The 16,406-nt window shown below is 45.0% G+C and carries 17 protein-coding genes; 14 read left to right on the forward strand and 3 right to left on the reverse strand.

All coding sequences use genetic code 11. The features are described 5' to 3' along the window. Positions 1–5: 5 nt before the first annotated feature. Positions 6–524: a hypothetical protein gene (locus AC6H1S_RS03020; protein WP_497565064.1), complete on the reverse strand. Its 519-nt coding sequence runs from the start codon at positions 522–524 to the stop codon at positions 6–8. A 133-nt stretch (positions 525–657) separates the two neighbouring features. Between AC6H1S_RS03020 and AC6H1S_RS03025 the strand changes: the two genes are divergently transcribed. The 4 genes from AC6H1S_RS03025 (at position 658) to AC6H1S_RS03040 (ending at position 3,488) form a co-directional block, all read left to right on the forward strand. Then, entirely contained in the window at positions 658–768 is a 111-nt protein-coding gene (locus AC6H1S_RS03025) for a phenylalanyl-tRNA synthetase subunit alpha (RefSeq protein ID WP_199136899.1), read from the forward strand. A gap of 251 nt (positions 769–1,019) precedes the next feature. Beyond that, positions 1,020–2,456, forward strand: a complete 1,437-nt coding sequence (gene rlmD, locus AC6H1S_RS03030) for a 23S rRNA (uracil(1939)-C(5))-methyltransferase RlmD (RefSeq protein WP_199136901.1) — start codon at positions 1,020–1,022, stop codon at positions 2,454–2,456. Positions 2,457–2,498: 42 nt separating this feature from the next. Then, the gene (locus AC6H1S_RS03035) at positions 2,499–3,068 is read left to right on the forward strand and encodes a hypothetical protein (protein WP_497565065.1); all 570 of its coding nucleotides are present in this window, start codon (positions 2,499–2,501) and stop codon (positions 3,066–3,068) included. Positions 3,069–3,071: 3 nt separating this feature from the next. Continuing rightward, positions 3,072–3,488 carry a hypothetical protein gene (locus AC6H1S_RS03040; protein ID WP_199136905.1) on the forward strand — a complete coding sequence of 139 codons (417 nt, stop codon included), beginning with the start codon at positions 3,072–3,074 and terminating at the stop codon, positions 3,486–3,488. Between the two features lie 75 nt (positions 3,489–3,563). On the opposite strand, the gene AC6H1S_RS03045 is transcribed toward AC6H1S_RS03040, so the two are convergent. Next, positions 3,564–4,280 (reverse strand): head GIN domain-containing protein, encoded by a 717-nt coding sequence (locus AC6H1S_RS03045; protein WP_199136907.1) that lies wholly within the window; start codon positions 4,278–4,280, stop codon positions 3,564–3,566. A gap of 139 nt (positions 4,281–4,419) precedes the next feature. On the opposite strand from AC6H1S_RS03045, the gene AC6H1S_RS03050 reads away from it, so the two are divergent. The 4 genes from AC6H1S_RS03050 (at position 4,420) to hemH (ending at position 9,367) form a co-directional block, all read left to right on the forward strand. Further along, on the forward strand, positions 4,420–4,929 hold the full coding sequence (locus AC6H1S_RS03050; RefSeq protein ID WP_199136909.1) for a phosphoribosyltransferase family protein: 510 nt from the start codon (positions 4,420–4,422) through the stop codon (positions 4,927–4,929). 121 nt (positions 4,930–5,050) lie between these two features. Beyond that, positions 5,051–5,899, forward strand: a complete 849-nt coding sequence (locus tag AC6H1S_RS03055; protein ID WP_199136911.1) for a 4-hydroxy-3-methylbut-2-enyl diphosphate reductase — start codon at positions 5,051–5,053, stop codon at positions 5,897–5,899. A gap of 76 nt (positions 5,900–5,975) precedes the next feature. Further along, positions 5,976–8,351: a TonB-dependent receptor gene (locus AC6H1S_RS03060; RefSeq protein WP_497565066.1), complete on the forward strand. Its 2,376-nt coding sequence runs from the start codon at positions 5,976–5,978 to the stop codon at positions 8,349–8,351. 2 nt (positions 8,352–8,353) lie between these two features. Continuing rightward, the gene (hemH, locus tag AC6H1S_RS03065) at positions 8,354–9,367 is read left to right on the forward strand and encodes a ferrochelatase (RefSeq protein WP_497565067.1); all 1,014 of its coding nucleotides are present in this window, start codon (positions 8,354–8,356) and stop codon (positions 9,365–9,367) included. A 3-nt stretch (positions 9,368–9,370) separates the two neighbouring features. Here the strand turns inward: hemH and AC6H1S_RS03070 are convergent, their stop codons facing one another. Further along, a complete protein-coding gene (locus tag AC6H1S_RS03070) occupies positions 9,371–10,606 on the reverse strand; it encodes a 3-deoxy-D-manno-octulosonic acid transferase (RefSeq protein WP_497565068.1) in 1,236 nt (411 codons plus the stop codon). Between the two features lie 66 nt (positions 10,607–10,672). On the opposite strand from AC6H1S_RS03070, the gene AC6H1S_RS03075 reads away from it, so the two are divergent. From AC6H1S_RS03075 to AC6H1S_RS03100, 6 genes are read left to right on the forward strand one after another with little or no spacing between them, the layout of a single operon-like run. Continuing rightward, the gene (locus AC6H1S_RS03075; protein WP_199136919.1) at positions 10,673–11,983 is read left to right on the forward strand and encodes a UDP-glucose dehydrogenase family protein; all 1,311 of its coding nucleotides are present in this window, start codon (positions 10,673–10,675) and stop codon (positions 11,981–11,983) included. Further along, a complete protein-coding gene (locus AC6H1S_RS03080) occupies positions 11,983–12,975 on the forward strand; it encodes a UDP-glucuronic acid decarboxylase family protein (RefSeq protein ID WP_199136921.1) in 993 nt (330 codons plus the stop codon). The genes AC6H1S_RS03075 and AC6H1S_RS03080 overlap by 1 nt, the downstream gene beginning before the upstream one ends. Before the next feature lie 24 nt (positions 12,976–12,999). Then, on the forward strand, positions 13,000–14,019 hold the full coding sequence (gene galE, locus AC6H1S_RS03085; protein WP_497565070.1) for a UDP-glucose 4-epimerase GalE: 1,020 nt from the start codon (positions 13,000–13,002) through the stop codon (positions 14,017–14,019). Next, positions 14,020–14,586 (forward strand): hypothetical protein, encoded by a 567-nt coding sequence (locus AC6H1S_RS03090; protein ID WP_199136925.1) that lies wholly within the window; start codon positions 14,020–14,022, stop codon positions 14,584–14,586. It abuts the gene before it with no gap. Positions 14,587–14,589: 3 nt separating this feature from the next. Beyond that, on the forward strand, positions 14,590–15,642 hold the full coding sequence (gene rfbB, locus AC6H1S_RS03095) for a dTDP-glucose 4,6-dehydratase (protein ID WP_497565071.1): 1,053 nt from the start codon (positions 14,590–14,592) through the stop codon (positions 15,640–15,642). A gap of 11 nt (positions 15,643–15,653) precedes the next feature. Further along, positions 15,654–16,379: a tyrosine-protein phosphatase gene (locus tag AC6H1S_RS03100; protein WP_233165632.1), complete on the forward strand. Its 726-nt coding sequence runs from the start codon at positions 15,654–15,656 to the stop codon at positions 16,377–16,379. Positions 16,380–16,406: the final 27 nt, after the last annotated feature.

Below are 16,406 nucleotides of genomic sequence, written 5' to 3' on the forward strand. Positions count from 1 at the left end.
AGAGTCTAATCGTTGGCTTGGCTTTGTTTAATGATAAACTGGCCCACAACTTGGTGCTTCAAAACCAGGAATGCACCTATAATTGTTTTGGCCAGTTGTATGAGCATGCTGCCAGACCCTGTGTTGTTTGGTTGATCGGTTCCATTTTGTAAATAAGTAAAGGCCTGTTGCAAAAATACCGGCGCCGAGTCGATAAAAACATAACCGCCTAAAACAATTAATGCGATATTGATGGCCGCGCCTCCGTTAATATTGGCATCTACTCTTTCTTGTTCAAATCCTTGCGTTAGTTTTAGCTTTTCGATCAGCCAGGCGCTTTTAAAAATCAGAACCAATGGAATGAAAAGGTAAATGGTGAACATGATCAATGGCATTAAGACGTAGGCCATAGTCGATGCATCAACAGGCATACTTGCAAAAGATAATAAGCCCGCTACAAGTTGGCTGGCTGCCGCAATCAAGTGGAGCAGGAAATAGACACCCAATGTTTTAAGAATGATGGTCCAGAGCGTTTTGAGATTCATAAGTGGGTTAGTGTATAAACAAATATAAGAACACCTTCATGATATCGAAATCCTTTACATAAATTTAATATATACCGTTTTGGTTTTTGGTTCAAAATATTGTATTTTTGTTCAAATAGCAATAAAATAGGCGATGAGTAAAGAAGTTTTAGAAATTTCTGTAATGGTTGACGAGCAATTCGACATGAACTTTAACCTGGTTGAAGGCTTTTTTGGATTAATCCTTAAAGTTTTTGGACAGTAATAAGTTCAGCTGAATTATCCTGGTGCGGATTTGTCAATCCGAATGGAACTTTATGCTTTGTATTTTCTGTTTCAATAGCAAAAAGAAAAACTTCCCAAGGTTCGCCGGAGATGGAAAGCTCTTAACTTGACTATCTTATTTGACCTTTTGCCTCATACCTTCTGTCTTCCGCCTTCTTTGGTCTTTCAGCTTTAGTCTTTAGCCTCTAGCCCAGCAAAACTATCAACGCGACTTTTCGTATATTTGCATCAATGAGTAGAAACAGAAGAAATAGCGCTCCGATTGTAATTCCCGAGTTGCAGATTATTGATATTGCCGAAGAAGGCAAGGGGGTGGGCAAAGCCGATGATTTGGTGATCTTTGTAGACAAAGCCGTTCCTGGAGACGTGGTAGATGTTCGCTTGGTGAAGAAAAAGAAAAACTTTGCCGAAGCGGTAATCGAAAAGCTCCAAAAACCTTCCGACCTGCGTACCGACCCTTTCTGTAGCCATTTTGGTACTTGTGGAGGTTGCAAATGGCAACACATGGACTACGAAGCCCAGCTGCGTTTCAAACATAAGAATGTAGAAGCTGCGCTGCAACGCCTGGCCAAGGTAGATACCAGCGCCATGGAACCTATCCTGGGGTCGGCCGTAAACAGGTACTACCGCAACAAACTCGAATATACTTTTTCTAATAAACGTTGGCTCAATGCCGGCGATATGCAGATAGAGCGCGATGATAAGGAAATGAATGCCTTGGGCTTTCACGTGCCTTTGCGTTTCGATAAAATTCTGGATATCGAACATTGCTACCTGCAAAAAGAGCCGAGCAACAGTCTTCGCTTGCGCATTCGCGAATATGCGCTGCAAAACGACCTGAGTTTTTACGACCTGCGCAACCACGAGGGCGCGCTCCGCAACCTGATTATCCGTACCTCTTCAACGGGCGAGCTGATGGTGGTGGTGGTTTTTGCCTATGCCAGCCAAGAGCAGATCGACGGGTTGATGGCGCACGTAAAGACGGCTTTTCCCGAAATTACCTCGCTCCTATATATCGTTAACCAAAAAAGAAACGATACCATTTTTGATCAGGAAGTTATTGTTTATTCGGGCAGGGATCATATTTTCGAGGCGATGTCGCTCGATGGGTCGGAAGCCAACAAGGTGAAATTCAAGATCGGGGCCAAGTCTTTTTATCAGACCAATTCAGAGCAAGCCTACGAATTGTATAAAATCACCAAAGAATTTGCAGGTTTTAAGGGCGATGAACTGGTATACGATTTATATACTGGCGCCGGAACCATTGCCAATTTTGTGGCTGGTAGCGTAAAACAGGTAGTAGGCATCGAGTACGTGCCAACGGCCATTGAAGACGCCAAATTTAATGCTGAGTTGAACGGTATCAACAATACGCTTTTTTATGCTGGCGACATGAAGGATATCCTAACGGCCGATTTTATTGCCGGTCATGGCAAGCCCGATGTAGTGATTACCGATCCGCCACGCGCCGGTATGCATGCCGATGTGGTAGATCGCCTGTTGGAAATGGAAGCCGAAAAGATCGTTTACGTAAGCTGCAATGCCGCTACGCAAGCACGGGATTTGGCGCTGCTCAAAGAAAAGTACGAAGTGGTACGGATAAAACCCGTTGATATGTTTCCGCATACACAACACGTAGAAAACGTGGTTTTGCTCAAACTGAAGTAAAATAACATCACGGCTGGTTAAGGCCGTCGCAATGGTAAACAGATGAAAAATATTTGGATTTGTTTGTTGGCTTTGATGGTTTTGGTTGCCTGTAGGGGCAAGGTCAAAACTGATGGCGCAGTAACAAAGCCAAGCGTGGCCGAAGTACCTGCCAGACCCAAAGTCGATTGGAAAAAGCAAAGCGTTGATACCATTTTGCTAACGCCTGCCGATACGGCTTTTGTGGTCAGAAACAAGCTGGTTGACGATGATATGGGCGACAAGCAAAAAAGCTACCTCATCAATGTATTTTTTGCGCCTAAAAATTGGCCAATGCTGTCATTCGACAAGGCAATCGGCGCGCATCTTGTTTGGTTAGGCGATTTGGATGGCGACGGACAGCCCGAATTGCTGCTCAGGCCAGAATGGTTCAGCAGCTGTTGGTCAACCGTCAACCTGTTTTCGTTAAAGCATAATAGCTGGAAACTGGTTAAAACAGGCAGCATGTATTTTTGTTCAGACCAATATCCGTTAGCAAAGAGAGTAATCAAAACCGGTCAAGGCTATGCGCTTTTAACCGATAGCCTAACCGATGATAAATTTATCGTCCTGAAAAAAGAAATCAAGTTTTAAGAAATGGAATCAGAAGAATTATTAGGCAATTTAGGCCAAAATGGCAATAAGGAACAGGCGCCAGAACGCAAAAGCCCTTTGGTAAGCCTGGAAAAAGATCTGGCTTTTTATGCCGATTCGATCAAGGAGGTTGCCGTCGAAATTATGGTAGAAGGTATTTCTTCCCATCCTATTTTTATTGCCCACCAACATGAAGTAAGCATTGGCGAGCTGATTTTGAACCGCGAGGAGCTCAATACGGCATGGACTATCCAGGCCTCAACTTTGGAAGAATTTGTTCAAAAAGGAATTATCCATCCCGATAAAAAAGAGCATTTCCTCAAAAGCTACAAAAAGCCGGAAAACTACATGTGCATTTTCGTCATTGTACCCGAAGGCGCCAATTTTGTGTACTATCCATATCCGAAAGCAGCAAACTAGCCTTTGGCCTACAAAAAAGAAAGCCCATATTGCATGTGCGATATGGGCTTTGCTATTTAAACAAAAAAACTAAAACTAATTCACGTGGTTGATGTCGCCGCTTTTTGACGAAGTGGTTTTTTTGAGCGAGGCATTGCCTTTGTAGTGGATATCGCTGCCGCCGCTTGCACCAGCTTCCAACGCTTTGTTTACGTAGATGTTGGCATCAGAACCGCCGCTTACGTTTACTTTGGCATTGTTTACCACAAATCCAAAAGCGTCTATGTCAGAACCGCCAGAAGCACTTGCCTGCATGTTTTCGGCAGTTCCTTTTAAGTCGGCATCGCTGCCACCACTAATGCTCAAGGTAAGGTCTCTGCAGTTTAGGGTCAGTTTTACATCAGAACCGCCACTGGCTCTTACGTTCAGCTGGTCGGCCTTCATGGTATTTTGGGTGTATACATCAGAACCCCCGCTCGAGGTAAGGCTTTTGATGTTTTTGTAGTTCACATAGACCTTTATCGATTGGTTTTTGAACAGCCTGCTCCAGTTGATGCCCTCTTTGTATTTGATTACTACGCTGCTTCCGTTTTGTTCTACCACCACATCCTTAATTACATCGTCGTTGCCTTTGATGGTAAGGCTTTCGGTGCCACCTTGGGTCAGGTACATGTCAATGCCGCTGCTTACGGTAAGTTGGTCAAAGCTTTTTACGCTTACGCTTCTGTTGCCTTGGGCATAGGCCAAGCTAAGGCCAAAGCCAAAAGTTGCTATTAAAAGGAGGCTGATTTTTCTGATACTGGTCAATTTCATGATTCTTTTTGCTTTAGGGTTTGTAATGATTAGACGCCGATGCCTGCCAAAACGTTGCAGGATTTGCTAAAAATAATTTTTTGTATTTGATTTTGAGGTTTAATTTGTTCTTTTGTAGGCAAGATCAAACAATTTCATTATGCCCGAAAACCAGGTACTTATTCTAGATAAACAGCAGATTGCGCAGAAGATCAATCGCATTGCCTATCAGATTTTGGAAGACAATTTAGGAGAGAAGGAGCTGGTGCTGGCTGGAATTTGGGACCGTGGCTACAAACTGGCCCTGCGCCTGCAAAAAGTACTGCAGGAAATCTCAAGCTTCAACCTGATCTTGTTGCGGGTAGACCTCGAAAAACAAAGCAGCAAACTGGTGGCCAAAACCGACTTGCCCGAAAGCGTATGGAAAAACAAAGTGGTGATCTTGGTTGATGATGTGCTCAATAGCGGCAAAACATTGGCCTATGGCTTGGGTGTGTTTTTGAATACCCCACACAAAAAAATCCGCACGGTGGTATTGGTAGATAGAAGCCATAAAATATTCCCGATTGCTACAGATTTCGTTGGATTGGAACTTTCTACCATTTTAAAGGAGCATGTTGACGTGGTAATGGATGTAGAAGGCGAAGAAGACCGTGTTTACCTCAGCTAAGATGGTTTGTTGCCAACCAAGCCTTTAGATAAAGTTGAATTTGGGATGACGCGAAGGCCAAAGAGGCTGTACTCAACCTCACCTTTTTTATGTATTTTTGTGAAAAATAACAGAGCGCAGGATGGAGTACAATTTAAACGTTACGATTGACAAGTCGTCGGGTTTCTGCTTTGGGGTAGTATACGCCATTGATATGGCCGAAGATATCCTCGACCATGAGGATTACCTCTATTGCCTGGGCGATATTGTACACAACGACGAAGAAGTAGAACGCTTAAAAGCTAAGGGGTTACGCATTATCGACCACGAGCAGCTGCGTCAGCTTTCTAACGAAAAAGTACTCATCAGGGCGCACGGCGAAGCCCCCTCAACTTATGAGTTGGCACTCAATAACAACCTCACGCTGATCGATGCTTCTTGTCCGGTGGTACTCAAACTGCAGAACCGGATTAAAAACTCGCACGACGATAAAGAACAGATCCTGATTTTTGGCAAGCATGGCCATGCCGAAGTGATTGGCCTGCAGGGGCAGACTGATGGCAAAGCCATTGTTTTTCAAGACCTGGCCGAACTCGACTCGCTGCAGCTGCCCAATAAGTTTACCTTGTACAGCCAAACCACCAAGAGTACCGATAAATTCTACCAGATTAAGGAAGAGTTGCTCCATAGGGGCTATGAAGTAAAAGCCAACGATACCATTTGCCGCCAAGTTTCTAATCGTTACGAAGAACTGGAAGATTTTGTGGCCGGTTATGACAAGATCGTTTTTGTATCAGGTAAAAAATCGTCGAACGGCAAAGTGCTCTACGATGTATGCAAAAAGCACAATGACAATTCTTACTTTATCTCCAATGTAGAAGAACTGGACAAAAACTGGTTCTCTCCAAGCGATAAAGTAGGCATCTGCGGTGCTACCTCAACCCCGATGTGGCTTATGGAAAACGTAAAAACCACACTAGAGGCTTACTAAGCAAATCAAGAAATTTGTTTATGTCAATCCGTTCGACCATTTTCTTCGTAGTACAATTAATTAAGATTAAATTAAGATGATGTTGAAGAAACGCTTTCTACTTTTTGTTTTTCTGATTTCCTCTGTTCATGTTTTTGCCCAAAATGCTATGGTAAAGGGTAAAATAACCGATGTTTTTAGCAATCAGCCCTTAATGGGGGTAAATGTGGCCATACAGGGCAAACAACAGGTTGCTATCTCTGATAGTTTAGGTAATTATACGCTCAATGGCCTGTTGCCCGGTGTTTATAATCTTCAGTTCAGTCTTGTAGGTTACCAATCGAAGGCGGTATTTGATGTTTTGGTAAGCAATGCCAGGCCAATGACCATGGATGTTGCCTTGGAGGCCGAGGTTAGCAAGCTGAATGAGGTGCTTATCCAAAGGCCAAAATTTATCAAGCCTATAGAAAGCCCCTTGTCGCTCAGGACTATTGGAGCTACCGAAATTAAGCGAAATCCTGGAGGTAACCGTGATATTTCTAAAGTAATCCAGTCGTTGCCTGGGGTTTCGGCGCCGGTCAGTTTTCGCAATGACATCATTATTCGTGGAGGTGCACCAAACGAGAATCGCTTTTATTTAGATGGGGTCGAAATTCCGAACATCAATCATTTTACTACCCAAGGTTCCTCAGGCGGTCCTGTTGGGCTGATCAATGTCGATTTTATCAAAGAGGTCGATTTCTATTCAGGAGCATTTCCGGCCGCAAGAGGCAATGCGTTAAGTTCCGTATTCGAATTCAAGCAAAAAGATGGCAGTCAGGTAAGGCCAGAGGCATCGTTAACTTTGGGCTCTAGTGATTTTGCCCTGATGGGAGAGGGGCCAATCGGCGAAAAGACAAGCTATATGGCTTCATACCGCCTGTCTTATTTGCAAGGCCTTTTTAAGGTACTGGGCCTTCCTTTTTTACCCTCTTACCAAGATTTCCAGTTCAAGCTCAAAAGCCGTTTCAATACCAAGAACGAATTAACGCTATTGGGTTTGGGTGCATTAGACAAATCAGTGCTCAATTTTAATACGAAGCAAACGGAAAACAATCAGTATATCTTGGCCAATCTGCCCGAAAATAAGCAAGAAAACTACACCATTGGCGCGGTTTATAAAAATTACCGTTCAAAGGGCTTTTCAACTTTTGTGCTAAGCAGGAATTACCTGAGCAATAGGGCCGATAAGTTTCAAGATAATGACGAAAACAAACTGCAGACCTTGAATTATCGTTCTACCGAGACCGAAAACAAGCTACGGTTCGAAAATTCGTCGCTAGAAGGCAGCTACAAAATCAATTTTGGAGCAGGGATCGAAACAGCCAATTATACCACCAATAGCCTGCAGGTTTTGCCGGGAGGCACCGAAAACTATGCTTCAGAAATCGACTTGATCAAATATGGCGCTTTTGCACAAGTGAGCGCACCTTACCTGGACAATAAGTTAAACCTTTCGTTTGGATTAAGACTAGATGGAAATAGTTTTAATAGTGAAATGGGGAATCCGCTAAAAACGCTTTCTCCACGTTTTTCGGCATCGTATAACTTTAGCGAAAAAATAAGCTTCAACTTCAATACGGGCATCTACTATCAACTGCCTGCTTATACCGTGCTGGGCTTTAGGGAACAGACTGGTGGCATATTGGCCAATGCCAATATCGACTATATCAGGTCGTCGCAACTGGTGGCAGGATTTGAATACAACACCCTCAAAAACACCAAGTTTACGGTTGAGGGGTTTTACAAACACTACGGTAATTATCCAATGGTTAAGGTATTTAATGATGATGTTCCCCTGGCTAATTTGGGTGCAGATTTTGGCGTAGTGGGCAATAAGCCTGTAATGGGGACCACCAAAGGCAGAAGCTATGGCTTGGAGTTTTTTGCCCAACAGCGCTTAAACCGGGGATTTTACGGTATTTTGGCGCTTACTCTTTTCAGGAGCGAATTTGAAGATAAGAATGGAGAATATGTGCAGTCGAGCTGGAACAACCGCTACATTTTGAGCATGACGGCCGGAAAGCTTTTGCCTCGGAACTGGGAAATCGGTGCTAAGCTGCGGTTAAGTGGCGGGGCGCCTTATACGCCTTATGATATAGCCTATTCATCATTAAAAAGTAATTATTCGGTTTTTCCGCAAGGAATTCCTGATTACGATAGGTTGAATGACAGCCGTTTAAAAGGTTTTTATCAGCTCGATGTAAGGGTGGATAAAAAGTACCCTTTTAAGAAATTTAACCTTAACGTATATTTGGACATTCAGAATTTAACTTATAACAAATACGAAACCCAGGCGCAGCTGGTGCTAGACCGAGATGCCAATGGTAATCCGCAAGATGCCTTGGGAGATCCAACACGTTTCAGAACAAAATTATTAACCAACACCAGTGGTAATATATTGCCAACAATAGGGGTAATCTTTGAACTATAATTATGGGAAAAAAGGGAGTTTTATTAGTCAATTTGGGTACGCCAGATAGTCCGGAAGTAAAAGACGTAAAGAAATATCTAGATCAGTTTTTAATGGATGGCAGGGTAATCGACATTCCCAAATTTAACCGTACCCTATTGGTTAAAGGCATTATCGTGCCATTCCGTAGCCCTAAAACCTCCAAGCTTTATAAGGAAATCTGGAACGAGAAAGGCTCGCCTTTGTTGTACTACAGCAGGATACAGGCCGCCATGCTGCAAGAGCAATTGGGCGATGGCTACCAGGTAGAGCTGGCCATGCGCTATCAAAACCCATCTATCGAAGCTGCCTTAGCCAAATTAAAGGCAGGCTTGGTCGAAAGCATCAAGGTAATTCCCTTGTTTCCGCAGTATGCCTCTGCAAGTACCGGCTCGGTTATGCAGCTGGTCATGGAACTGGTAGGCAAATGGGCTACCATACCGAACATCAGCTTTGTCAATTCTTTTCACGATAACCAGTTGATGATAGAGGTTTTTGCCGAAAATGCCAGGAAACATCGTCCCGAAACCTATGATCATGTTTTGTTCAGTTTTCATGGCCTGCCAGAGCGTCAACTGCTTAAATGCGACCATACCGGAAGCTATTGCCTAAAACATGAAGCTTGTTGCCAAACTTTAAACGATACCAATAAATTTTGCTATTCGGCCCAGAGCCATGATACGGCAAGGTTGTTGGCCCAAGAGTTGGGCATAGCCAAAGCAAATTATACCGTTTGTTTCCAATCTCGCTTGGGTAAAGAGCCTTGGGTACAGCCTTATACCACCGATGTATTGAAAAGGTTGGCTCAGGAGGGCAAAAAGCGTTTGTTGGTGTTTAGCCCCGCATTTGTGGCTGATTGCCTGGAAACCCTTTACGAAATCACGGTGGAGTACCATAAGGAATTTAGGGAACTGGGAGGCGAACATGTACAGTTGGTTGAAAGCCTGAATGACCATCCTAAATTTGTAGAAGCCCTGGTTGCCCTGGCCAAAAGCTAAAAATTACAACTTCATTTCTTCTTTGATGTAACCGATAATCATGTCGGTAGCCCCCTTTTTGTTTTCGATGTAGGTTTTGGCTCTGTGTTTAAGTTCCTCCTCGCTTTTTAAGCTGTTAAAAGCATGGAGCAATTCGTTTTCATTGCCAATGCTTTGGGCTACGCCGATGGCTATTAGATCTTTGGCCTCCTGAAACTTGTCGTATTTGGGGCCAAAAATAACAGGTAAACCGAAAGCAACGGCTTCCAAAGTATTGTGGATGCCTGCACCAAAGCCGCCACCGATGTAGGCTAATTTGCCATATTGGTAAAGCGAAGAAAGCATGCCGATGTTGTCAATAATTAAGATTTTAGATTTTAGATTGGAGCTTTGGGCCAATGGAGAACCGAGGACTGAAAACTTAACCGCGTTTGGGAACAACAATTCGATTTCGGAAATATGCGAAGCACCGATTTCATGCGGTGCAATGATGAATTTCCAGTCTGGGTTTTGATTGGCCAGTGCCACCAATAGCTTCTCGTCGGCTGGCCATGTACTGCCTGCCACCAAAACAGGTTCTTGGCCACAAAAAGCCTCTATTTCAGGAAGCTGCTTTGGCCTTAGCGCATTTTCAAAAACTCGGTCGAAACGCGTATCCCCACTCAGGCTTACCCTGTTAATGCCGATTCCATGCAGGAGTTGAACGCTTTCCTCATTTTGGACAAAGAAATGTTTGACAAAGCCAAGCATTTTTCGGTAAAAGCCACCATAGGGCTTGAAAAAGAGCTGATTTGGCCTAAAAATTCCCGAAATGATGTAAATTGGAATTTGTTGCTGATGCAGGGTTTTGAAATAGTGGTACCAGAACTCGTACTTGGTAAAAATAGCCAATCGTGGATTAACCAATGCCACAAATTTTTGGGCGTGGCTTGGCGTGTCTAAAGGCAGGTAGAAAATACCGTCGGCCAAAAGATAGTTTTTTCTGATCTCATAGCCCGAAGGCGAAAAAAAAGTAACCACAACTTTAACGTTCGGATATTGCGATTTCAACTTTTCAAGTACCGGCCGTCCCTGTTCAAATTCTCCCAACGAAGCAAAATGATACCATATCGGTCTGTCGGCTGGATTTATTTTTTGTGCCATTTTTTCGAAGCTGTTTTTTCTTCCCGCAACAAAGAGTGCGGCTTTCGCATTGAACAGCGATGCCAATCTTACCAAAAGCCCATAAATGACAATCCCAATATTATAAATCCAAAGCATTTTGCATCTTAAATTCTTATCTTCGTCCGAAGATAAACGATTAAATTTAAAACCTTCAATTAATATATGAAGATCGCAGTAATTGGAACAGGATACGTAGGCTTGGTTACCGGAACTTGCCTGGCAGAAACGGGCAATAATGTCATCTGTGTAGATATTGACAAGGCTAAGGTAGAGCAGATGAAGAATGGCAAAGTGCCGATCTACGAACCCGGCCTCGACGTGCTGTTCCACCGCAACATCGAGCAGGGACGCTTGTCGTTCACTACCGATCTTGCCCACGCGGTCAAGGAATCGCAACTCATCTTCATGGCCCTGCCAACCCCTCCGGGCGGAGACGGTGCGGCCGACCTTTCGTACATCTTGGGTGCTGCTAAGGATATTTCGAAGCTGGTAACCGAGTACAAGGTGATCATCAACAAGTCTACTGTGCCAGTGGGTACGGCCGACAAGGTACAGGCCGTTTTTAACGAGAACACCCAGGTGGAAATCGATGTGGTTTCCAATCCGGAGTTTCTCCGCGAAGGCGTTGCGGTCGACGATTTCATGAAACCAGACCGTGTAGTGATTGGCACACGCAGCGAAAAGGCACAGAAACTGATGGCTGAGCTCTACGCACCCTATGTGCGCCAGGGCAACCCGATCTTCTTTATGGACGAACGTTCTTCGGAACTGACCAAATATGCCGCCAACTCGTTCCTGGCCACTAAGATTACCTTCATGAACGAAATCGCCAACCTGTGCGAAATTGTGGGTGCTGATGTTGACGCGGTGCGCAGGGGCATCGGCTCCGACGACCGTATAGGCAAGCGTTTCCTTTTTCCGGGCATCGGCTACGGAGGCAGCTGCTTTCCTAAAGACGTGCAGGCGCTGGCGATAGCCGCCGAAAGCAACAGCTATAATTTCCAGTTGCTGAAAGCGGTAATGCAGGTAAACGAGAAGCAAAAAACGATATTGGTAGACAAACTACTCAAATACTATAACGGCGACATCAAAGGCAAATCCTTTGCTTTGTGGGGATTGGCCTTCAAGCCAGAAACCGACGACATCAGGGAGGCGCCTGCTTTGTACATTATCGACGAGCTGTTGATCCGTGGTGCCAAGGTTACCGCATTCGATCCGGAAGCGATGGATAATGTAAAAGCCTTGCTAGGCAATAAAATCGACTATGCCAACAACCAGTACGAGGCTTTGCAAGGGGCAGACGCCTTGCTGATCGCTACCGAATGGTCGGTGTTCCGCAACCCGGATTTCGAAAAAATGGAAGGCCTCCTAGCCAATAAAACCATCTTCGACGGCAGGAACCTGTTCGACCTGCAGAAAATGGTAGACCTCGGTTATTATTACAACAGCGTTGGACGCAAACTGATCGTATAATGGAACGGAAAAGAGTATTGATTACCGGGGCAGCCGGATTTTTAGGCTCACACTTGTGCGACCGCTTCATCAGGGAAGATTTCCATGTCATTGCCATGGACAACCTCATTACCGGCGACTTGCGTAACATCGAGCACCTGTTTAAGCTGGAGAATTTCGAATTCTACCACCACGACGTATCTAAGTTTGTGCACGTACCGGGCAACCTCGACTATATCCTGCACTTTGCCTCGCCGGCCAGTCCGATAGACTACCTGAAAATTCCGATCCAGACCCTCAAAGTGGGCTCGCTGGGCATCCATAACCTGTTGGGTTTAGCCAAGTCAAAACAGGCCAGGTTACTCATTGCCTCTACTTCGGAGGTATACGGCGATCCAACGGTCAACCCACAGCCCGAAGAATACTGGGGCAATGTAAATCCGGTCGGCCCGCGTGGCGTTTACGACGAGGCCAAGCGCTTTCAGGAAGCCATGACCATGGCCTACCATACCTTCCACGGGCTGGAAACCCGCATTGTGCGCATCTTCAACACCTACGGGCCACGCATGCGACTGAACGACGGGCGCGTATTGCCTGCTTTCATTGGGCAGGCGCTGAGGGGCGAAGACTTGACCGTATTTGGCGATGGCAGCCAGACGCGTTCGTTCTGTTATGTAGACGATCTGATCGAAGGCATCTATCGCCTGCTGTTCAGCGATTATGCGCTGCCGGTAAACATCGGCAACCCCGACGAGATTACCATGATGGATTTTGCCGAAGAGATCATCAAGCTCACAGGAACCGACCAGAAAATAGTCTGCAAAGACCTTCCGGTTGACGATCCCAAACAACGCCGTCCGGATATTACAAAAGCCAAGGAACTGTTGGGCTGGGAACCGAAGGTATCAAGAGCCGAAGGCCTGAAGATTACCTACGAGTACTTCAAATCGTTGCCCAAAGAAGCTTTGGTGAACAAAGAGCATAAAGACTTTAATACCTATAACAAACAATAAATCATATACCCTACCCGAAAAACAATGAAAAAGATTTTAGTAACAGGAGGAGCAGGCTACATTGGCTCGCATACCGTAGTTGAACTTTTTAATGCAGGCTACGATGTTGTCATAGTAGACGACCTGTCTAATTCGAACCCGAAAATTTTAGACCAGATCGAAAAAATCTCGGGCAAGAAGCCAGAGTTTGTCAAGTTGGACCTCACCGACGAGCAGGGTGTACATGCCTTTGCGCAGGCGCACCAAGATATTAGTGGCGTTATCCATTTTGCGGCTTTCAAAGCAGTTGGCGAATCGGTGCAGCAGCCCCTCAAATACTACAGAAACAATTTTTATTCGCTCATTAATATCCTAACGGCTTACCAAAACAACATTAAATTGGTGTTTTCGTCGTCGTGTACCGTTTACGGACAGCCGGATGTATTGCCGGTAACCGAAAGCGCACCGGTAAAGAAAGCCGAGTCGCCTTATGGCAACACCAAGCAGATTGCCGAAGAAATTTTGGCCGAAACCTGTGCCGTAACGCCGTCGTTGAAAGTCATTGCCCTGCGTTACTTTAATCCGGTAGGTGCACATGCATCGGCGCTGATTGGCGAATTGCCTATTGGCGTGCCACAAAACCTGGTGCCGTTTATTACCCAATCAGCCATTGGCAAACGTGGTCCGATTACCGTTTTCGGCAACGATTATCATACGCCAGATGGTTCGGCCATCAGAGATTACATCCATGTGGTTGATTTGGCCAAAGCACACGTGGCGGCCATCAAAAGACTGGAAGACGGCGATGGCGCCAATTACGAAGTTTTTAATGTAGGCACAGGCAAAGGCTCATCGGTATTGGAAGTCATCCATGCCTTCGAAAAATCGACTGGTGTAAAACTGAATTATGTAATTGGTGCGCGCAGGGAAGGCGATATTGAAAAAACCTTTGGCGATGTGAGCTTGTCTAATAAGGTACTGGGCTGGAAAGCCGAACTTGGTGTAGAAGAAATGATGAGTTCGGCCTGGGCTTGGGAGGAATATTTGAAAGCAAATCCCTTTTAAATGAAATTAAGCGAGCATAAGGAACTTAAACAAGAAATTTTGGCATTGCCGCCAAAAGAAAAAGATAAGCTTTTGCTTCGCTTGGTGGGAAAAGACAAGGTGCTTACCGAGCGTCTTCATTTCGTGCTTTTAGAAAACGAAGAAGACCTAAAGCAACGTGTATCAGCCTTAAAGGAGAATATTGTTACGGTAATGCAAGGCCTTAAAACGTTAAAAAACCTAAATGCGAAAGAGGTACTGACCCAATTGCGTAAATTGGCCAAGCAGTTGAACCATAATTACAAGGTAACCAAGGCCAATTATGAAGAAGTAGAACTCAGGCTGTTTTTGGTTAACCATACGGAACTAGGTTTTAAAACCGGCCTTTTTTCGTCGTACAGGAACCACGAGCAGGTCTTAGCCAATTACTTTGTAAAGTATGTGCTGATGACGATCCGGAAGTTTAAAGGCTTGCACGAAGACCTCCAGTACGACTTGAGGGATGAAATGAACAAGATATTAACCAAGATATACCAAGGAAACATGGCAACAGTTGCCAAGCAACTGGACCTGCCCGAACAAGTATAAGTTATGAAGAAGATATTAATTACAGGTGGTGCGGGTTTTATTGGCTCGCATGTGGTACGCAGGATGGTAAACAACTATCCGCAGTACGAAATTGTAAACCTCGATGCTTTGACTTATGCCGGTAACTTGGCCAACCTGGCCGATCTGGAAGATAAAAGCAATTACCGCTTTGTCAAGATGGACATTACCAACGCGGTTGATATTAACCAGTTGTTCAAAACCGAAGACTTTGATGCGGTAATCCATTTGGCGGCCGAATCTCATGTAGATCGTTCCATTACCAATCCCTTGGCTTTTGTAATGACCAATGTAATCGGTACGGTTAACCTGTTGAACGCGGCCAGAGAATATTGGAAAGATAATTATGTAGCCAAACGCTTTTATCATGTAAGTACCGACGAGGTTTACGGTGCGCTGGGCGAAACGGGAATGTTTACCGAAAGTACGGCTTACGATCCGCATAGCCCATACTCGGCTTCGAAGGCAAGTTCAGATCACTTTGTTAGGGCCTATCACGATACCTATGGTCTTGATGTGGTGATTTCCAATTGCTCTAACAATTACGGCTCGCACCATTTTCCGGAGAAATTAATCCCCTTGGCCATTAACAACATCAAAAACAACCGGCCTGTGCCTGTTTACGGCAAGGGCGAGAATGTGCGCGACTGGCTTTGGGTGGAAGACCATGCCCGTGCCATCGATGTTATTTTTCACCAAGCCAAAAGCGGAGAAACCTACAATATCGGTGGGCACAACGAATGGAAAAACATAGACCTGATCCACTTGCTGTGCCGGATTATGGACCGCAAACTGGGGCGTGAGGCAGGCGAATCGGCCAAGCTCATTACCTTTGTAACCGATAGGGCGGGGCACGACCTTCGCTACGCCATCGATTCGACCAAGCTGCAAAAGGAGCTGGGTTGGGTGCCCAGCCTGCAGTTTGAAGAAGGCCTGGAAAAAACCGTAGACTGGTACTTGGATAACGAAGAATGGCTCAATAACGTAACTTCGGGCCATTATCAGGCCTATTATGCTAACCAATACAAAGGGAGGTAAGCTTGTTCGGGTTGTTTAAAAAGAAAAAGGAGCCTGAGTTTAACTTTTCCGCTATCGGAACGGATATGCACTCGCATATTATTCCGGGTATTGATGATGGCGCAAAAAACATCAACGATTCTTTGGCGCTGGCCAAACGCTTCAAGGCTCTGGGCTTTAAAAAGTTGGTAGCCACACCTCACATCATGGCCGATTATTACCGCAATACTCCCGAAACCATCCAAAAAGGATTGGATATCCTGAGAGAAGGCCTGCAGCAAAACGAAATCGATTTAGCAGTAGAGGCGGCTGCCGAGTATTATTTGGACGAAACATTCGAAAACAAGATCGCCAAGAAAAACGTACTGACCTTTGGCCAAAACTTCCTGCTTTTTGAGCTCTCGTTTGTTAATCCGCCACATAATTTGTTCGAAGCCATAGCCAAAATGCAGGATGCAGGCTATCAGCCTGTTTTGGCGCATCCAGAGCGTTACCCTTACTATCAGAATTCTTTAGAAAGCTATGAGCAGATCAGGGATACGGGCTGTATGCTGCAGTTGAATACCATTTCGCTTACGGGTTATTACGGCAAAGGGTGCAAACAGGCGGCCGATGAGCTGGTGGATAATTACTGTATTGATTTTTTGGGTAGCGATATGCACCATTTGCGCCATGCTGATGCCTTGAAAGAAAGCTTATACGTAGAGCGCTTACAAAATATCCTCTCGCAACCACAACTCAACAACCTTTTGCTTTAATAAGGTTTATGGGTTCATTGGTCATTA

Source organism: Pedobacter sp. TM02 (assembly GCF_059705275.1).

Excerpts from the sequence above, each read along its gene's own strand:
- hemH (WP_497565067.1), top strand. The coding sequence starts at position 8,354 with ATGGGAAAAAAGGGAGTTTTATTAGTCAATTTGGGTACGCCAGATAGT.
- AC6H1S_RS03045 (WP_199136907.1), bottom strand. The coding sequence starts at position 4,280 with ATGAAATTGACCAGTATCAGAAAAATCAGCCTCCTTTTAATAGCAACT.
- AC6H1S_RS03040 (WP_199136905.1), top strand. The coding sequence starts at position 3,072 with ATGGAATCAGAAGAATTATTAGGCAATTTAGGCCAAAATGGCAATAAG.
- AC6H1S_RS03080 (WP_199136921.1), top strand. The coding sequence starts at position 11,983 with ATGGAACGGAAAAGAGTATTGATTACCGGGGCAGCCGGATTTTTAGGC.
- AC6H1S_RS03025 (WP_199136899.1), top strand. The coding sequence starts at position 658 with ATGAGTAAAGAAGTTTTAGAAATTTCTGTAATGGTTGACGAGCAATTC.
- rfbB (WP_497565071.1), top strand. The coding sequence starts at position 14,590 with ATGAAGAAGATATTAATTACAGGTGGTGCGGGTTTTATTGGCTCGCAT.
- AC6H1S_RS03020 (WP_497565064.1), bottom strand. The coding sequence starts at position 524 with ATGAATCTCAAAACGCTCTGGACCATCATTCTTAAAACATTGGGTGTC.
- AC6H1S_RS03035 (WP_497565065.1), top strand. The coding sequence starts at position 2,499 with ATGAAAAATATTTGGATTTGTTTGTTGGCTTTGATGGTTTTGGTTGCC.
- AC6H1S_RS03050 (WP_199136909.1), top strand. The coding sequence starts at position 4,420 with ATGCCCGAAAACCAGGTACTTATTCTAGATAAACAGCAGATTGCGCAG.
- AC6H1S_RS03075 (WP_199136919.1), top strand. The coding sequence starts at position 10,673 with ATGAAGATCGCAGTAATTGGAACAGGATACGTAGGCTTGGTTACCGGA.
- AC6H1S_RS03055 (WP_199136911.1), top strand. The coding sequence starts at position 5,051 with ATGGAGTACAATTTAAACGTTACGATTGACAAGTCGTCGGGTTTCTGC.
- AC6H1S_RS03060 (WP_497565066.1), top strand. The coding sequence starts at position 5,976 with ATGATGTTGAAGAAACGCTTTCTACTTTTTGTTTTTCTGATTTCCTCT.
- rlmD (WP_199136901.1), top strand. The coding sequence starts at position 1,020 with ATGAGTAGAAACAGAAGAAATAGCGCTCCGATTGTAATTCCCGAGTTG.
- AC6H1S_RS03070 (WP_497565068.1), bottom strand. The coding sequence starts at position 10,606 with ATGCTTTGGATTTATAATATTGGGATTGTCATTTATGGGCTTTTGGTA.
- galE (WP_497565070.1), top strand. The coding sequence starts at position 13,000 with ATGAAAAAGATTTTAGTAACAGGAGGAGCAGGCTACATTGGCTCGCAT.
- AC6H1S_RS03090 (WP_199136925.1), top strand. The coding sequence starts at position 14,020 with ATGAAATTAAGCGAGCATAAGGAACTTAAACAAGAAATTTTGGCATTG.